Source organism: Shewanella sp. P1-14-1, assembly GCF_001401775.1.
GTDB classification, from domain to species: Bacteria; Pseudomonadota; Gammaproteobacteria; order Enterobacterales; family Shewanellaceae; genus Shewanella; species Shewanella japonica.
Genome location: NZ_LKTL01000011.1, coordinates 105,819 through 122,407 on the forward strand (window position 1 = coordinate 105,819; position 16,589 = coordinate 122,407).

13 protein-coding genes are annotated in these 16,589 nt (G+C 40.1%); 8 read left to right on the forward strand and 5 right to left on the reverse strand.

Annotated elements, in window-relative coordinates:
* Nucleotides 1-44: 44 nt before the first annotated feature.
* Together AN944_RS22050 and rsmF are read right to left on the reverse strand one after the other, a co-directional pair.
* Nucleotides 45-182, reverse strand: a complete 138-nt coding sequence (locus AN944_RS22050) for a pentapeptide repeat-containing protein (protein WP_160319085.1) — start codon at nt 180-182, stop codon at nt 45-47.
* Nucleotides 183-326: 144 nt separating this feature from the next.
* A complete protein-coding gene (rsmF, locus tag AN944_RS09955) occupies nt 327-1,769 on the reverse strand; it encodes a 16S rRNA (cytosine(1407)-C(5))-methyltransferase RsmF (RefSeq protein WP_055024456.1) in 1,443 nt (480 codons plus the stop codon).
* A 98-nt stretch (nt 1,770-1,867) separates the two neighbouring features.
* Between rsmF and AN944_RS09960 the strand changes: the two genes are divergently transcribed.
* Nucleotides 1,868-3,094, forward strand: a complete 1,227-nt coding sequence (locus AN944_RS09960; RefSeq protein WP_055024457.1) for a nucleoside recognition domain-containing protein — start codon at nt 1,868-1,870, stop codon at nt 3,092-3,094.
* A 191-nt stretch (nt 3,095-3,285) separates the two neighbouring features.
* Here the strand turns inward: AN944_RS09960 and AN944_RS09965 are convergent, their stop codons facing one another.
* The 3 genes from AN944_RS09965 to AN944_RS09975 are packed head-to-tail and all read right to left on the reverse strand — an operon-like array spanning nt 3,286 to nt 7,181.
* Nucleotides 3,286-5,925 (reverse strand): MlaD family protein, encoded by a 2,640-nt coding sequence (locus tag AN944_RS09965; protein WP_055024458.1) that lies wholly within the window; start codon nt 5,923-5,925, stop codon nt 3,286-3,288.
* A complete protein-coding gene (locus AN944_RS09970; RefSeq protein ID WP_055024459.1) occupies nt 5,912-6,562 on the reverse strand; it encodes a paraquat-inducible protein A in 651 nt (216 codons plus the stop codon). The genes AN944_RS09965 and AN944_RS09970 overlap by 14 nt, the downstream gene beginning before the upstream one ends.
* The gene (locus AN944_RS09975) at nt 6,552-7,181 is read right to left on the reverse strand and encodes a paraquat-inducible protein A (RefSeq protein ID WP_055024460.1); all 630 of its coding nucleotides are present in this window, start codon (nt 7,179-7,181) and stop codon (nt 6,552-6,554) included. The genes AN944_RS09970 and AN944_RS09975 overlap by 11 nt, the downstream gene beginning before the upstream one ends.
* 214 nt (nt 7,182-7,395) lie before the next feature.
* Here AN944_RS09975 and AN944_RS09980 point away from each other — a divergent pair, with 214 nt between their 5' ends.
* The 7 genes from AN944_RS09980 to AN944_RS10010 all read left to right on the forward strand — a co-directional run bounded on the left by AN944_RS09980 (nt 7,396) and on the right by AN944_RS10010 (nt 16,580).
* Nucleotides 7,396-7,689, forward strand: coding sequence for a YebG family protein (locus AN944_RS09980; protein WP_055024461.1), 294 nt, complete (start codon nt 7,396-7,398; stop codon nt 7,687-7,689).
* 18 nt (nt 7,690-7,707) lie between these two features.
* A complete protein-coding gene (locus AN944_RS09985; protein WP_055024462.1) occupies nt 7,708-8,166 on the forward strand; it encodes a GAF domain-containing protein in 459 nt (152 codons plus the stop codon).
* A gap of 268 nt (nt 8,167-8,434) precedes the next feature.
* Entirely contained in the window at nt 8,435-9,070 is a 636-nt protein-coding gene (proQ, locus tag AN944_RS09990; protein ID WP_055024463.1) for an RNA chaperone ProQ, read from the forward strand.
* Between the two features lie 22 nt (nt 9,071-9,092).
* The gene (prc, locus tag AN944_RS09995; RefSeq protein WP_055024464.1) at nt 9,093-11,207 is read left to right on the forward strand and encodes a carboxy terminal-processing peptidase; all 2,115 of its coding nucleotides are present in this window, start codon (nt 9,093-9,095) and stop codon (nt 11,205-11,207) included.
* Between the two features lie 94 nt (nt 11,208-11,301).
* Nucleotides 11,302-13,857, forward strand: coding sequence for an aminopeptidase N (gene pepN / locus AN944_RS10000; protein ID WP_055024465.1), 2,556 nt, complete (start codon nt 11,302-11,304; stop codon nt 13,855-13,857).
* Nucleotides 13,858-13,997: 140 nt separating this feature from the next.
* Nucleotides 13,998-14,213 carry a DUF2835 domain-containing protein gene (locus tag AN944_RS10005; RefSeq protein WP_055024466.1) on the forward strand — a complete coding sequence of 72 codons (216 nt, stop codon included), beginning with the start codon at nt 13,998-14,000 and terminating at the stop codon, nt 14,211-14,213.
* A 315-nt stretch (nt 14,214-14,528) separates the two neighbouring features.
* A complete protein-coding gene (locus tag AN944_RS10010; RefSeq protein WP_055024467.1) occupies nt 14,529-16,580 on the forward strand; it encodes a DUF1302 domain-containing protein in 2,052 nt (683 codons plus the stop codon).
* Nucleotides 16,581-16,589 lie beyond the last annotated feature (9 nt).

The window sequence follows — 16,589 nt, forward strand, 5'->3', positions numbered from 1 at the left end:
TGTTCTGGGTCTAGGGGAATGGCTCTTCATAAAAGAGCCTTGCGCTACTGTTGAGAGGCTATTCTCAGTAAATCAGTTAAGTTGTATTCAGTTAAGTTGCATTCAGTTAAGTTGCATTCAGTTAAGTTGCATTCAGTTAAGTTGCATTGTGGTCTACATTCAGGAATGTTTCGCGAGCACAACTTGATTCACAAATTATAGTTATCATTTGTCATATTGCACATTTATTGAACGATAATTATGCGAATAACCTACTTTGGGATGACGCTAGTGTATAAAAGCAGCCACAAGTGACTTCGTGCATAGCTTCTATTGTTTTGATTTAATTAAACTTTATCTATTTTATCTTTAACCAAATCACGTGGTAGATTGTTCTTTAATCTATGGCCTAAATGTTTGACGACACCTAATGGTGTTTGATTAAAACTAACCAACATTTCTCCCATTGCCGACTGTTCAATCCCATCAATCTCTTGAGTTGAAATGTCTCTGCCCATCAAAAACTCAATGGCTTGAGCGCGGCTCAGTTCAATGACTCGCTCTGTATTTTGGATATAATGACTTAACGCCATGATAGCTTCGTGCTTAACCTTAAAGCCTTTCTTCATCACATCTGCGAGTTTAAACCCGATACGTTGGAACCGCATCAAACCAATAAACTCGTTGAACTTAGTAGGGAATAGCCAGTACTCATCATCACGCAGCATCACAGTATAATTTTCAGGAAGCTGGATATTGAATTGTTGGCTGAAGTAGGCTTTGATAGCCACTACTTGTTTGCTATTAGCCGATACAAACGGGAAGTTGCGTTGCGGTTTGGGGCATTTTTTCAATCTTGGTACTGAGGTTATTTTTTTTATTTTAGCGACAAAAAAACCTTCACTGTCGTAAATCTGTGGCCAAACATGTAAAAAGCCTTCTTCAGTACATGCTTTTTCAGCACCAGGAAATAAACCATTAAGTGGCATAAACTCAACCGCATCTGGATACTGTTGCTGAATATAGTGACAAATCTGCTGATTTTCGATTTGGCTGAGTGTACAAGTGGAATACACTAAAGTTCCACCAGGCTTGAGCGCTAATAATGCTGATTCTATAAGCACTTTCTGTGTTTCTGCTATGTCAGTAACGTCATCTAATTGCCAATGCTTTAGGGCGTTCGGGTCCTTACGTACTGTGCCTTCACCGCCGCACGGGGCATCAAGTAAAATAGCATCAAACTTTTCATATAAGTATTCACCGAACACTTTACCGTCAAAATGGGTAAGGGCACATTGATTCACTCCCATACGCTGCACATTAGCATGTAATATTTTAACTCGGCTTGATGAGTATTCATTTGCTATGAGTAAGCCATGGTTATTCATTAGGGCAGCGAGTTGTGTGGTTTTAGAACCGGGTGCAGAGGCAACGTCGAGTACCGTCTCCAGTATGTTGCTATCTGTGCTATCAAATAGTGCTACGGGCGGCAACATAGAGCTAGCTTCTTGAATATAAAATAGCCCTTGTATATGTTCTACCATGTTACCTGGTTGCTGATCTTCAGAGTGAGTAATCCAAAAACCTTCACTACACCAAGGGATAGGTTCATAACTCCAGTTTTTTTGCTTCATTATGTCGATAAAAGCAGCCACAGAAATTTTGAGAGTGTTGACTCTAATGGACTTTCTAAGTGGGCGCTGACACGCTGCAATAAACTCATCTAGATCAAGATGTTCAGGTAGTTCTGAAGAAATGTGAGTGAGGTAATTTGGGTTAATTTGCGCCATAGTAAAAAAATTCGATAAAACAACTGTGTAATTATGGATTAGATTATATCATGCATTTATCACCGTGAGTTCCTCGGGCAATAATGATGGAGTATTAAGTGCTGAATCGAGTTTGGTTGTTCTTTTTTGTAACGGCTGCTATTGCGATTGTTATTCAACTATTCAATGGTCATGTCGGAGTATTGAGTGATGCTGTAAATGGCATATTTAGTAGTGCGAAACTCGCCGCTGAGATATCAATTGGCTTAATCGGTGTGCTTGCTCTGTGGATGGGGCTAATGCAAGTAGGAGAGAAAGCTGGTGTAGTTGGTGTTTTCGCCAAATTATTTGAACCGTTATTATCTAAATTAATGCCAGAGGTACCTCGAGGTCATCCCGCTTATGGCAGTATGACGATGAACCTGACAGCTAATATGCTTGGTCTAGATAACGCAGCAACTCCACTTGGCTTAAAAGCCATGCACGACTTACAAAGCTTGAACCCGGATAAAGCTGTCGCGACCAATGCACAAATTCTTTTCTTGGTATTAAATACTTCATCTGTGACTTTAGTACCTGTAACCGTTTTTCTATATCGAGCGCAGCAGGGCGCGGCAGCGCCGGCTGACGTTTTCTTACCGATATTATTAGCAACGGTTGCATCAACCGTTGTCGGCCTGACTGTGGTGGCGATAGTACAGCGTTTATCATTGCTAAATACCGTGGTGCTGGGGTATGGCGCAGTTCTATTTAGTGGATTAACCGCAAGTGTATTCTATCTGCTAACCTTATCAGCATCAGCCATTGGCACCATTTCTACAGCACTCGGTAACGGGATTTTATTATTATTAATTTTGAGTTTTATCTTAATTGCAGGCTACCGGAAAGTCGCAATATACGATGAGTTTGTAGAAGGTGCCAAAGGAGGTTTTTCTCAAGCTATAACCTTAATCCCTTATTTGTTAGCGATGCTGTTAGCGATTGGAATGTTAAGGGCATCCGGTGCGCTAGATTATGCATTACAGGGGCTTGCAGGTCTTGTGTCCATGATGGGGTTTGATAATCGTTTTGTTGATGCCATGCCTACTGCGTTAATGAAGCCTTTTAGTGGTTCCGGCGCACGGGCCATGATGTTAGAAACGATGGAGCATCATGGTGTTGACTCTTTTGCTGGCCGATTATCAGCAATTTTCCAAGGTAGCACAGAAACCACTTTTTATGTGTTAGCTGTTTACTTTGGTTCTGTAGGGATCCGAAATAGCCGCCATGCACTGGGCTGTGGTTTGGCTGCCGATGTCGGCGGAATAATTGCTGCTATTGCAGTGTGCTATTGGTTCTATGGTTAAGTGAACGTCAGACATTTACCAATTTATTTAAGCGTTTACTGTGAATTCAGGTTTTAATGAGCTTATTGATGTTTGATTAGAAAAAAGTCGGCAAATGCCGACTTTTTAAATGTTCCTTGAAGCTAACGTCACTTAATCTAATGTAACTAGAAAACTGACCCAGTTCAGTTTACATAGTGTCATTTTAATGATTACGGCTTCACTTGTTCTGGCTGCCATCTACGCCATTCTTCTTTCATCTTGTTGTAAAGGTTAAATCTCGCACCTGAAGCGATTTGATTTGCTGGGGTAGTGATGTCTTCGGTAACAACAGAAATCCCGCCTGACAGCAGTGTTTCTAGTGAACCGGTTTCGATTTGTGCACCAGAGAAAATCCCAACCTCAAGTTTGATACCGGATGCGTCCCAGAAGCGGCTGCTTTGATTAACTAAGTGCGTGTATTGCTTTTCGATATGGGAGTACATCAATACCTTGTTGCCGTTTTCTGATAATGAATAACCATCAACTTGGCCAATAGAAATACCTCTGAAGAAAATAGGGGTACCCACTTTGATAGAACCCAGTTGACTATCTTCAAGGACTAACGTGACTGCATCAGCATCGATATTTGCATCATATCGGGCTGACAAATGTGCGGTAAAGTTATCGCTAATATCAGTTTGATTACCCGGTAAAACACCGATGTAAGGGCCGGTGATTAGGGTTTCTGGGGCTGTTATACCCGTTAAAGATATTTGCGCATCAACCACAAAATATTCACTGTCCGCTTTAGTAAAGTGATCAGCATATTCACCGTATAAATAGGCACTTGCTGTTAACGTATCGAGGTTTTGATTTAACTTCACCTGCTGCACTATACCAATTTGATGGCCTTGATAGCGAATCGCTGCTTTTTCAGAAACTTTTGCTTCAGCAGGCAAGATTAAGGTAATGGCTTTAGCCTGTTTAAGCGCTAAGGCTTTAGAGTCATACAAGCGAGATACATTGCCTGGTTGGTCATTATCAAGTAAACCCAGGCTAATACTGCCTTTGAGTGCACCTTCTAAAGGTGCCACATCGACTTCGATACCAGACAAGCTTGCATTGATATTTGCTGCATCGTTACGCCAAAATACACTTGAGTCTTTAATCAACTGTTTAAACTTATTTTGTATTGCGATACGAATCGAGAATTGGTCTGTATTGCTGTTCCAATAAACTTCTTTAACGCTACCGATTTGCATTTTTTTGTAATAAATAGGAGAACCTGTAGATAACCCCGCGCCATCGATACTGTCGAGTGTTAATGTGGTGATGTTATTTTTATTAAGGGCGATAAGTGCGTCATCATTAGAACGATACAAGGCAAATTTTGCCTGCGGGGTAACTAATGCTTTATTTTTTCCTTTAACCAAGGAAACCGCACCTTCAATAACAGTGTTTAAATCTCTTGTTGTTACAGATACGCCGTCTAAAGAGGCGTCAATACTTAACGCTGACTCTGTGACGAAATAACTATCAGTTGTTAATAGTGAGGCGAACTCAGGTAAAATTTCGACTTGGTACAGAACACCGGTAAAGTCTTCGGTTAATGTCACTTCAGTGATAGTACCAATAGGCATCTGTTTAAATCTAACTTCTGCGCCTGCGGTTAAGCCACTGTGTTCATCAGAAGTAAGTTGTATTGTGAGCTTTTGCGCTTGAAGTAAATCTGGCGCTTCAGGTTGTAAAGTAAATAGCTCTGGTAACGCTTGGTCACTGGTGCCTGGGAGCACATTGACGACACTCCCAGTTAATAAACGTGCTGCATGTTTCACACCTTCAAGCGAAATGTCGGCACCAGCAATCCAGAATTGGCTATCGGCATTTAATAAGTGCTGATATTGCACATCAAACTTGGCTAAAAATTTAACGCCGGATTCAGTCAATTGAGTTTGATGAACTTTACCCACCTCAACGCCACGATAAACCAGCGCTGAACCTTGGTTTATCTCATCTGCATTTTCGGCGGTAAGTACAAATTCAATCCCTTTAACTGCACTTTCTTCATCAGGGTAAAGTACGTAGGTATCGCCACTAACTGCTTTGTCCGCTTTTGTATCTGAGTTGAAACTGATCCCGCCAGCAAGTAATGATGCCAAACTTTCGGTATTCACCTTAATCCCTGACATAGAGGCATCGATTTTGAGCCCAGAGACATTCCAAAATTGTGACTCTTGATTGACTAAGTGTGCGTATTGCTGCTCGATAAAGGTACTGATAGTAATGGTATCACTATCGATTAACCGGTAGTTAACCACCTTGCCGACTGGCACTTGGCGGTAAAATACCATTGAGCCGACATCAAGGGAGCCTAGTGTTGAAGTGGTAAGGTTTACAACAATGCCTTCTTCATCATTGGGGATCATCGTAGGGGCTTCTGTTAAAGCAACAAACTCTGATGCCGAACTACCATCTCCTGGCTGAATAGCAATATAGTTACCTGAAAATAAGGTATCTAATCCTTCTATCCCTGTGATACTTGCTTTTGGAGTCACAAGCCAAAACTGGGTATTTTTGTTTAAAAATGGATCAGAGCGATAATCCATAATGATTTTAACATTGACGCCAGAAAGGTCTTTATCAATGCTGATATCGGTGACTTTACCGACCGTTAATCCCTGATATTTAACTAGGGTTTTACCGATATCGATACCGATAGCACTAGGGAAGTGCACTTGAACTTCAATTCCCGACTCTTTGATACTTTTAACACCTAGCCAAGCCCCTAATACCAGGGCAACAATAGGAAGTAACCAAATCGGAGAGAAAAGTTTCTTTTTAACGACTTTTGGTGATTCAATTCGTGTCATTTTTTTTGTCCAAGCGATCCCAAAGTAAACGTGTATCAAGCACCTTAGCTGCCAATTGAGTCAGTAAGATAACGAGTGCAAATGCGGTTGCTGCCGGAGCGGGTTTAGCATCTAAAAGTTGACCCATATTGACTACCGCAACTGTCAGTGCAATAACGAATAAATCCAACATAGACCAACGGCCAATCCATTCAATAATATGAAACCCCACCATGAGCTTCTTTTTTGAAACTGGTAAGTTAAAACTAATCGCAGTTAAATATATCGCTAGTCCAGCAATTTTTAGCCATGGTACTAAAATACTGGCGGTGAATACGATAATGGCAATAGGGATCATATCCGAATGCACTAAATGTACTATCCCAGTAAAAATAGTATCGTAAGTCACTTTGCCTTGGTTTGTGAGCATAGTGATCGGATAAATATTGGCTGGTATTAATAAAATCGCTGCAGTAATTAATAACGCCCAGCTTTGTTGCAAGCTCTGTTCATTACGAGGTTGTATTTTTGATTCGCAGCGGCTGCAATACCCTTGCTCAATAGGGTTAATGTTGCGACATACCCCACACAAGGTCATTCCGATATCTTTACCTTGCTGGTAATCATTGCTTTTAGCTTGTTCTATTTTATTCGTCATGAGTCAGCTTCCACATATGTTCCAGATTATACTCACGTTGCAAAAACAAAATAACCAAAAATAACATTCCGAAACAAAAAGTTCCCATGCCTAAATAGATATCCGCAAAGTCAGATAAATTGAATGCGGCCACCAAGAAAGAAATGACATAAATTTCTAACATTGATAATTGGGTGAGTAAGGCTTGGTTTTTCAGCAAACGCCGATAGGTTCGTTGCCAAAAATAGCTGTGTAAGTTGCTTTTTACGATAATGATTTGTAGCAATATCGACAGTATTAATAAGCCAGGGGCAATCACTGCTGAGGCAATAACAGCAACAGCGACAATCCAATAACCTTGTGCCCAAACTGCGATGGCTGTCTCGTAGACAGTCGTTGCACGGATGCTACCCAAAAAATGGATTTCTAAAACGGGTAAAAAATTAGCTGGGATAAAAAAAAGTAGCGCGGTAATACACAAAGCTAGCATGCCGTTAATAGAGCAATATGGCACATCATAGAGTGCCGTATGGCAGCGAGGACATAGGGCTCTGACATTCGAAGGTAGCGCACGGCGCTGAACTGCTAAGTCACAAGAGCGACATAAAACGATGCTCTCTTGATCTACATTTTTTGGCATATAAAGCGCAAACCATCCATCTATATAATTAAGAGCTGTAAATTACTGAACAATATCTGACTAAAGTGCACAAAATATGGCTTTAAATAGTCAAAACGTCAATTATTCAAGATACAATAAAACCAGATAATACCAGAATAATCAGAATACTTGCATCAGAAGTTAGTTCTATGACACTCTATGCACTGTATATAAAAACAGTAAGAGGTTAATCATGGCGGTAATTACAAAGTTTGTCGTGGTAAGAGAAGGGGTGGAAAAGATGACATTTACATCTAAAAAGGAAGCCGATGCCTATGACAAAATGCTCGACATTGCTGATAACTTAGTTCCTTTTATTACTAGCGCTGAACTCGAAATTGACGAGAATAGTGTAGAGAAGCTTGCTTTTTACTTAGCTTCTAATAAAGATGAGCTAGCTAATTTATTAAAAGGCGTAGTAAAACCTAAGCCAGTTGCCAATAAAGCAGCCACGAAAAAAACTAATAAAAAAGCGCCAACAGAATAAAATATTTTAGGAAGTAGAATGAAAGCTGAGTTTTATGACACATTGAACCGTCAAGTATTAGCATTAATGGAAGGCGAAGATGATCTGATTGCTGGCATGGCAAACTTTTCGGCGTTGTTAAATGATAATTTAGACAATATAAATTGGGTTGGCTTTTACATTAAAAAAGCAGACCAATTAGTCTTAGGCCCGTTTCAAGGTAAAGTTGCCTGTACTCGTATTGTGATAGGCAAAGGAGTTTGTGGGACAGCTGCGGCACTAGATCAGACTCAACTTGTTGAAGATGTACACCAATTTGAAGGGCATATTGCTTGTGATGCAGCCAGTAATTCAGAAATCGTTGTGCCGGTTCGTAACGGAAATGATGTGGTTGCCGTGCTCGATATTGACAGTCCATTGTTGAATCGTTTTGATACAGACGATCAAAAAGGTCTCGAAATCTTAGTAAAAAGCTTCGAATCTTGCTTATTTGCTTAATTTGCGAACAAATAATCTAAATTGCAGGTCGCAATCGCTGTGATGCGCTTTATAATACTGAGCTGCACGCATTAACTACTGAAAAATTTATTTACTGTAAAATTGCAGCTAACTAAGTTAATTTGTTAAGGCATGTTTCAATTGCTTTAGCAATCATGTAGGAAGTGCTAATTTGAACGTTAAGCAAGACTCTGTTTAACGAAAGACAAACGACTGTACTAGCCAAGAAAGCTATTAACCAGTCCCCTTATATAACGTGGAAGTAAAAATGGAATCAACAGACAAGTTGACCGACACCAACGCAGTTTTAGCGTATTTATATGAAACTTTTCCTTTATGCTTTATTGCAGAAGGTGAAACTAAGCCATTAAAAATTGGTTTGTTTCAAGATTTAGCTGAAAGGTTGGCTGATGATTCTAAAGTAAGTAAGACACAATTACGTGTTGCACTTAGACGTTATACAAGTAGCTGGCGCTACCTTAAAGGCGTTAAAGCTGGCGTACAGCGTATCGACTTAGATGGCCAAGATTGTGGTGAGCTTGAGCAAGAGCATATTGATCACGCTCAGCAAACCCTAAAAGAAGGCCAAGAGAAAGCAAAAGCGAAACGCCAAGCACAAGCTGCAAAAGCAAATCCAAAGAAGCCTGCTAGAAAAGCACCTTCAGCAAAAACTGCTCCAGTTAAGAAAGACCGTCCAGCAAAAGCGAAAAAGCCTGCTGAACCAAAAGTTAATTATGTGCCAGCAAAATTTGACGAGCTTAAACAAAAACAACGTGTTAGTGTGAAGTTAGGGCAAAATCCAGTTGCCGGCGTTATCACTGATATCAAGAAAGAAGATGTCCATGTACAACTTGATTCTGGTTTAGTCGTTAAAGTACGTGCCGAGCATATTTTATTATCGTGATCATTTAAGGAGTAACTTGTTGATGCGAAAACTCACTTTGGCTGCGTCGATTGCCACTTTATTTGTCGGTTTTTCGGCTTGGGCAATTTCACCCACTATTCAAATCAACGAGTTACCCAAACTTGAGCAAGAGCCTCAACATAAGGTTGCGAGTAAAAGAGTAACGAATTTATTTACCCGTTCTCATTACCATCGCTTTGAACTTGATGATGCTTTTTCTAAGCTCATTTATGACCGTTATCTGCAACAGTTAGATTTCAGACGTAATGTGCTTACCCAAGCTGATGTTGATAGCTTCAAGCAGTATCAAACTCAGTTTGACGATATGGTCAAAACGGGCAATATCGCTCCTGCCTTTGATATGTTCTCTTTATTGCAAAAACGTCGCTATGAACGTTTTGCCTATGCGTTAACTTTACTTGATAAAGAATTCGATTTTACCGAAGCTGGTGATGCTTATGAGTTCGATCGTGAAGAAGCTGCTTGGCCAAAAGATGAAGCTGAACTTAATGAGCTTTGGCGTCAGCGTGTTAAATACGATGCATTGAATCTTAAACTTGCTGGTAAAGACTGGGAAGAAACAGTCGAAGTGCTCGGTAAGCGTTATAACAATGCTATCAAGCGTCTGAGCCAAACTCACAGTGAAGATGTATTCCAAGGTGTGATGAACGCCTTTGCGCGTACAGTAGAACCTCATACAAGTTATTTATCTCCTCGTAATGCTGAACGTTTCCAAATGGAAATGAACCTAAGCCTTGAAGGCATTGGTGCTGTGTTACAGATGGATGACGATTACACTGTCATTAAAAGTCTTGTTGCTGGTGGCCCTGCGGCCAGTAGTGAAAAACTATCACCTGAAGATAAAATCATTGGTGTAGGCCAAAAAGACGGTGAAATTGTTGATGTTATCGGCTGGCGATTAGATGATGTAGTTGAATTAATCAAAGGGCCAAAAGGCAGTGAGGTTAATTTACAAATACTACCTAAAAAAGGTGGCGCTAATGCGAAAACTTTCGAAGTAACTATCATTCGAGATAAAATTCGCTTAGAAGACCGAGCTGCAACATCTAAAGTGGTTGAACCAACAGAAGGTGAATATGCCAACCGTAAGGTCGGGGTTATTCAAATTCCTGGTTTCTACATGAACTTATCTGTAGATGTAGAAAAAGAAATTGCCAAACTGAAAGAAGATAACGTCGAAGGCATTATTATCGATTTACGTGGCAATGGCGGCGGTGCGTTAACCGAGGCTACTTTGCTTACCGGATTATTCATCGATATGGGCCCAGTGGTTCAAATTCGTGATGCCAATGGCCGCGTAACTCAAAATCGTGATAACGACGGTAAGAGTGCTTACAACGGTCCACTAACAGTAATGGTCGATCGCTATAGCGCTTCAGCTTCAGAAATTTTTGCTGCAGCACTGCAAGATTACGACCGTGCACTCATTGTTGGAGAAGCAAGTTTTGGTAAAGGTACTGTGCAACAACACAAGAGCCTTGGCCGCATTTACGATATGTATGAAAAACCAATTGGTCATGTTCAATACACTATCGCAAAGTTCTATCGTATTAATGGTGGCAGTACTCAGCTTAAAGGTGTAACTCCTGACATTAAATTCCCAAGTGCCTTAGAGCCGGGTGAATATGGTGAATCTGAAGAGAAAAACGCCTTACCTTGGGATAAAGTGCCAGTTGCGCAATACGGAACACTTGGCAATATCTATCCTGAGCTGATTACCAAGCTTGATACTAAGCATCAGCAACGTATTAAAACGGATGTCGAATTCGGTTATATTTTTGATGATATAGCAGAATTTAAAAAGCATCATAACGATAAGACGATTTCATTAGTTGAAAGTGAGCGTATTGCATCACGTGAAGAAGATGAAAAACGTATTCTTGATCGTACCAATGAGCGTCGTGTTAAGAATGGACTAGAGCCTCTTGCATCTTTAGATGATGAAGATGAAGAATCAACTGAGACTGAAACAACTGACGTTGCAGAAAGCGAAGCCGCTGGAAGTGAAACAGATGCGTCAGATGAAGATGAATTAGAAGTGCCAGATGCGTTCTTAGAAGAAACAGCACTAATCACTTTAGATATGGTTGATGCTAAAAAACTAGCTGCGAAGTAATCATTATTTCGCCAGAAAAAAACGCGCTTTAAGCGCGTTTTTTATTAAGTAAAATTTATCGCATAATTTGCTAAGTGTTATTCAAGGATTATTTATGACTCAAGCTCAAGCAAAACACCTGAAAGATTACCAAGCACCCACTTATACTATTAGCCATATTGATTTAAATTTCGATTTAAAGGGCAATGAAACCACAGTTGTAGCCACCAGTAAGGTGCAACGTGTTGGTCAACATACCGAAAATTTAGTCTTGGTTGGTGAGCAAATAAATTTACAGTCTGTTTTGATAAACGGTGACAAAGCTCAATATCAAGAAGCAAATAATGAATTAGTGATTCAAACGAGCCTTGATGACTTTGAATTAACCCTAGTGACCTTACAAGATCCTGAGGCTAATTCTAGCCTAGAGGGCTTGTATATGTCTGATGGCGCATACTGTACCCAGTGTGAAGCCGAAGGCTTCAGAAGAATTACTTATTTCTTAGATCGTCCAGATGTCCTTGCTATTTATACTGTGAGAGTTGAAGCGGACAAAATTGCATTTCCTTTCTTATTAAGTAACGGCAACCTTGTCGAGAAGGGGGATACAACTGCAGGCCGTCATTATGTCCGCTGGGAAGATCCATTTCCAAAACCAAGCTACCTTTTTGCGCTAGTCGCGGGTGATTTTGACTTATTAGAAGATAAGTTTGTTACTCGTAGCGGCCGTGAAGTCAAGTTACAGGTGTTTGTCGATAAAGGTAATTTACACAAAGCTAATCATGCAATGGTATCTCTGAAAAAGTCGATGGCATGGGATGAAAGCCGTTTTGATTTAGAATATGACTTAGACATCTACATGATTGTTGCTGTTGACTTTTTCAACATGGGCGCCATGGAAAATAAAGGCTTGAATGTCTTTAACACCAAATATGTATTAGCTGACACTGCAAGCGCTACCGATGAAGATTATCATGGTATCGAGTCTGTCGTGGGTCATGAGTATTTTCATAACTGGACGGGTAACCGTGTCACATGTCGTGATTGGTTCCAACTAAGTCTGAAAGAAGGCTTAACTGTATTTAGAGATCAAGAGTTTAGCTCTGACTTAGGTTCCCGTGCGGTTAATCGTATTCAAGCAATCCGCGTTATGAAAAATCAGCAGTTTGCTGAAGATGCAGGCCCAATGTCGCATCCAATTCGTCCAGAATCAGTCATTGAGATGAATAACTTTTACACCGTGACTGTTTACAACAAAGGTGCTGAAGTCATTCGCATGATGCACACCATTTTAGGTGAGAAAAATTTCCAATTAGGCATGAAGTGCTATTTCGAACGTCACGATGGACAAGCTGTGACTTGCGATGACTTTGTTAACGCAATGGAATCAGCGAGTGGTATCGATTTAGGTTTATTTAGAAACTGGTACAGCCAAGCAGGTACCCCTGTTGTTAGCGTGACAGACAGCTTTGATGCCGATAAAAAGCAATATCAGTTAACAGTTAAACAATCAGTGCAATCACAAGGCGAGAAAGGCAAATTGTTGCATATACCTTTCAGCGTCGAATTATTAGATGCCGAAGGTCAGTCGATAAATAATCAAGTGTTGGCAGTCAAGCAAGCTGAGCAAACCTTCACCTTTGATGGTATTGAGTCAATCCCAGTGCCTTCATTACTGCAAGATTTTTCAGCGCCAGTGCGTCTAGATTATGAATTTAATGTCGATCAATTAGTGCACTTAACTCGATTTGCAACCAGTGAAGTCGCTCGTTGGGAAGCATCTGTTGGTTTATTCAGCCAAGCGGTTTGGCAAAATGTGGAAAGCCTTTCAGCAAAAGAATCAATGCATCTTGACCCAAGAGTTATTGAAGCGATTCGAGGCGTAATTTTAGATGAGAATATCGATAAAGCGCTAGTTGCTGAAATACTTGCTTTCCCAACAGCTGCGGCGCTTATTGAACAAGTTGATACGGTAAACTTAGATGCTTTACAAGCTGCTAGAGAATTTGTTGTAGATGAGCTTGCTGAAGCTTGTTTAGATGAGTTAGTCACGCGCTATCGTTCATTAATTACTGAAGATAACCATGCAGCACGTGCATTTAAAAACATCTGTTTAGTCTTGTTGTCTCGAGTGTCTTCTGAATATGAACTGTTAGTGACTGAACAATATAAAGCTGCAACCAATATGACCGATAGCTTAGCAGCACTTAAAGCCGCTGTTTCTGGTCAATTAAGCTGTAAAGATGCATTAATGCAAGATTTCGAACAAAAATGGTTATCGACTCCGTTAGTGATGGATAAGTGGTTTAGCTTACAAGCATCTCAAAATACACCAGATGTACTCGAAGTTATCAAATCACTGACCAAGCATGAAAGCTTTAGTTTTAATAACCCAAATCGTGTTCGTTCTTTGATTGGTTTCTTTGTGGCGGCTAACACTTACCAATTCCATGAGGCAAATGGCTCTGGGTATGAGTATTTGACTGATATTTTAATTAAGTTAAATGAGCTGAATCCACAAACGGCAGCCAGAATGATAACGCCACTGATTCAATTCAGTAAGTTTGATCTCGAACGTCAGCAAAAAATGAAACAGTGCTTACTTCGCTTAAAAGGCTTACCTAATTTATCAAAAGATTTATTTGAAAAAGTTGAAAAAGCCCTCGCTTAACCCTTAATAAATTACCACTGATAATGTGATGTTATCAGTGGTAATCTTCATATTAATTACTTCAATTACCGAGTGACAATACCTGCCAAATTAATTAGCATTACCTTTCATATCACAGCGCCTAGAGTTTGTTTCTCACCATGCAATTTACTTTTTCCATGTATATTAGTTTTGAAGACTTCCTTCCTTATTACCGAGGCTATGTAAAAAATGTTGAGGTGAGGGATGTAAGAGGCAAACTATTACACATTAATGGTAAATATTTCAGACCATTTGTTACCACTTCTGGTATTCAAGGTCAGTTCGTTTTGCAACTTGATGCCTCTGGAAAATTTATTTCTCTAAATAAAATTTAGAGTAAATACTTCAAACGTTCAATTGATTTTAAAAAAGTAAATTAGCTAAGTCTTGTTTCAATTAACTTTATGATTTTGTTTATTATTTATTAACTAATATCATCTAGTAGTCAATTCGTGTGATCTAATTCAAATAAAGTTCAGTTTAATCTCTCAAAAAATCTCCTAACTACACCAATTCGTTAACAAATTTTCTGTTTTTTGAACTTGCTCAATGATGTTAATTGCTGTAACAATGGTGTTGCCTGCAGGCTAACAAAATGTTGGTTCAAATCCTATAACAACGAATCCGGCAGGTTACGGAGAGAAGCAAAAATGAATATTGTTAAAAGACGCTTTAACAAGTCGGCACTCGCTTTGGGGGTGATGTCGGCATTGACTTTAGGGATGAGCAGTAGCGCTAGTGCTGTTTCATTTGATTGGGGTGAAGTACGAGGCACTTTCGATTCTACTTGGACAGTCGGGGCTAGCTGGCGTGTGTCTGAGCGTGATTGGGAAGGGCAAATCGGTAAAGTTAACCAGCCACAATTTGATTGGTCTGGTTATTCTGCTTTTGGTGCGCCTTTTGGCCAAACACCAAAGTACACCACTTCTCAAATCTGGAGCCAACCAGGCTCATATTCAAGTAACAATGACTTAAGTAACCTACTTTATTCTCAAGGTGATACCACCTCAGAAATTTTTAAAGGCTTACACGAGTTATCGTTGGAATACAAAAATTATGGTTTATTTGTTCGTGGAATGTATTTTTACGATCGTAAATTAAACGATGGTGATTATGATTTTAACGATCCTCTTACTGGTAACGAATTTGATCCGTGTGAAGATGACCGCGCATCAGAAGTTCAGTGTAAAGATGTTCGCTTATTAGATGCCTTTGTTTACGCTAACTGGGACTTAAATGATGGCCAAAACCCATTATCTGTTCGTGTTGGTAACCAAGTGGTTTCTTGGGGCGAAAGCACCCTAATTCCTCATGGCATTGGTGTTATTAATGCTGTGGATTTAAACATTTTGAATGCACCAGGTGCAGAGCTTAAAGAAGCGTTCCGTCCACAAGGTATGGTGTGGGCTTCTTTGGGGATTACAGATAATTTATCGGTTGAAGCTTATTACCAATATGACTGGGAGCCAATTTGGGTACCTACACCTGGTTCTAACTTCGCAACCAATGATTTTGCAGGTTTTGGTGGTTATGCCCAAAATGCTCAATTAGGTTTTAATGCCAACCCAGACATTAATATGGAATTTTTAATGTCTGAGTATTCTGCTTTATACGGCGCTGCAGCTGCTGCTAACTTCGACCCAGCTTATGCCGCTTATATGGTGCCATATGCGACTAAGGTTGCATTAGTACAAGATGAAGCCAAGCCAAGTGATGATGGTCAATATGGTATCAAGTTAGGTTATTATGCGCCAAGTTTAGGTGAAACTGAATTTGGTCTGTATTACATGAATTACCATAGCCGCCGTCCTTTAATTAGTGGTACAGCTTCTAACTTTACTTCTGAAGCGGTTGCTCGTGATTATGGTCGTTTAGCTGCAAGTGGTGGTGAAATTGACCGTGAATTGCTGTTAAGCATGGAAACCTTCACTAAAGCGCAAATTGTTTATCCTGAAGATATTCAGCTTTATGGTTTCAGCTTTAACACTTTAGTGGGTGATACTTCGGTTGCGGGTGAAATTGCTCACCGTGTTGATGAGCCATTACAAATTGATGACGTAGAGTTATTGTTTGCTGGTATGCCTCAACAATTGGCTGAAGCGGGTCTTCGACCTGACTTAGATGGTATCTCACAAATTGAAGGTGTTAAACCTGGTGAGTCCATTGATGGTTTCATTTTATCTGATACAACTCAAGCTCAAGCAACATTTACTCATTTATTCGGACCGACATTAGGTACGGATAACCTGACGATGCTTGCTGAAATTGGTGGTGTATGGATCCATGACATGCCTGGCTTTGATGAGCTTCGCCTAAATGGTCCTGGTACCGCTCGTTCTGGTGGTAATCCTGATATGCCAGGTATTATCGAAGCTCTGCACGATGGTCCTGAAACCAATCCATTCCCAACTGATTTTGCTTGGGGTTATCGCTTAGTGGCTAAAGCCGACTACAATAATATCTTCGCAGGTGTAAATATGTCACCACGTGTGATTTTCTCACATGATGTTGACGGTATTACACCAGATCCAATGTTCTTATTTACTGAAGGTCGTAAGTCTGTCGCTGTCGGTGTTAACTTTGATTACCGCAGTCGTTGGGGCGCTGATATTTCTTACAACAGCTTCTTTGGTGGTGTAGGAACAACTAATGCAATGACTGACCGAGATTATGTCTCGTTTAACGTCAAGTATTCTATCTAGAAGGACAAT

Coding starts and splice junctions, on each gene's coding strand:
- rsmF (WP_055024456.1), bottom strand. CDS start 1,769: ATGGCGCAAATTAACCCAAATTACCTCACTCACATTTCTTCAGAACTA.
- AN944_RS09965 (WP_055024458.1), bottom strand. CDS start 5,925: ATGACACGAATTGAATCACCAAAAGTCGTTAAAAAGAAACTTTTCTCT.
- AN944_RS09970 (WP_055024459.1), bottom strand. CDS start 6,562: ATGACGAATAAAATAGAACAAGCTAAAAGCAATGATTACCAGCAAGGT.
- AN944_RS09975 (WP_055024460.1), bottom strand. CDS start 7,181: ATGCCAAAAAATGTAGATCAAGAGAGCATCGTTTTATGTCGCTCTTGT.
- AN944_RS09980 (WP_055024461.1), top strand. CDS start 7,396: ATGGCGGTAATTACAAAGTTTGTCGTGGTAAGAGAAGGGGTGGAAAAG.
- AN944_RS09985 (WP_055024462.1), top strand. CDS start 7,708: ATGAAAGCTGAGTTTTATGACACATTGAACCGTCAAGTATTAGCATTA.
- proQ (WP_055024463.1), top strand. CDS start 8,435: ATGGAATCAACAGACAAGTTGACCGACACCAACGCAGTTTTAGCGTAT.
- prc (WP_055024464.1), top strand. CDS start 9,093: ATGCGAAAACTCACTTTGGCTGCGTCGATTGCCACTTTATTTGTCGGT.
- pepN (WP_055024465.1), top strand. CDS start 11,302: ATGACTCAAGCTCAAGCAAAACACCTGAAAGATTACCAAGCACCCACT.
- AN944_RS10005 (WP_055024466.1), top strand. CDS start 13,998: ATGCAATTTACTTTTTCCATGTATATTAGTTTTGAAGACTTCCTTCCT.
- AN944_RS10010 (WP_055024467.1), top strand. CDS start 14,529: ATGAATATTGTTAAAAGACGCTTTAACAAGTCGGCACTCGCTTTGGGG.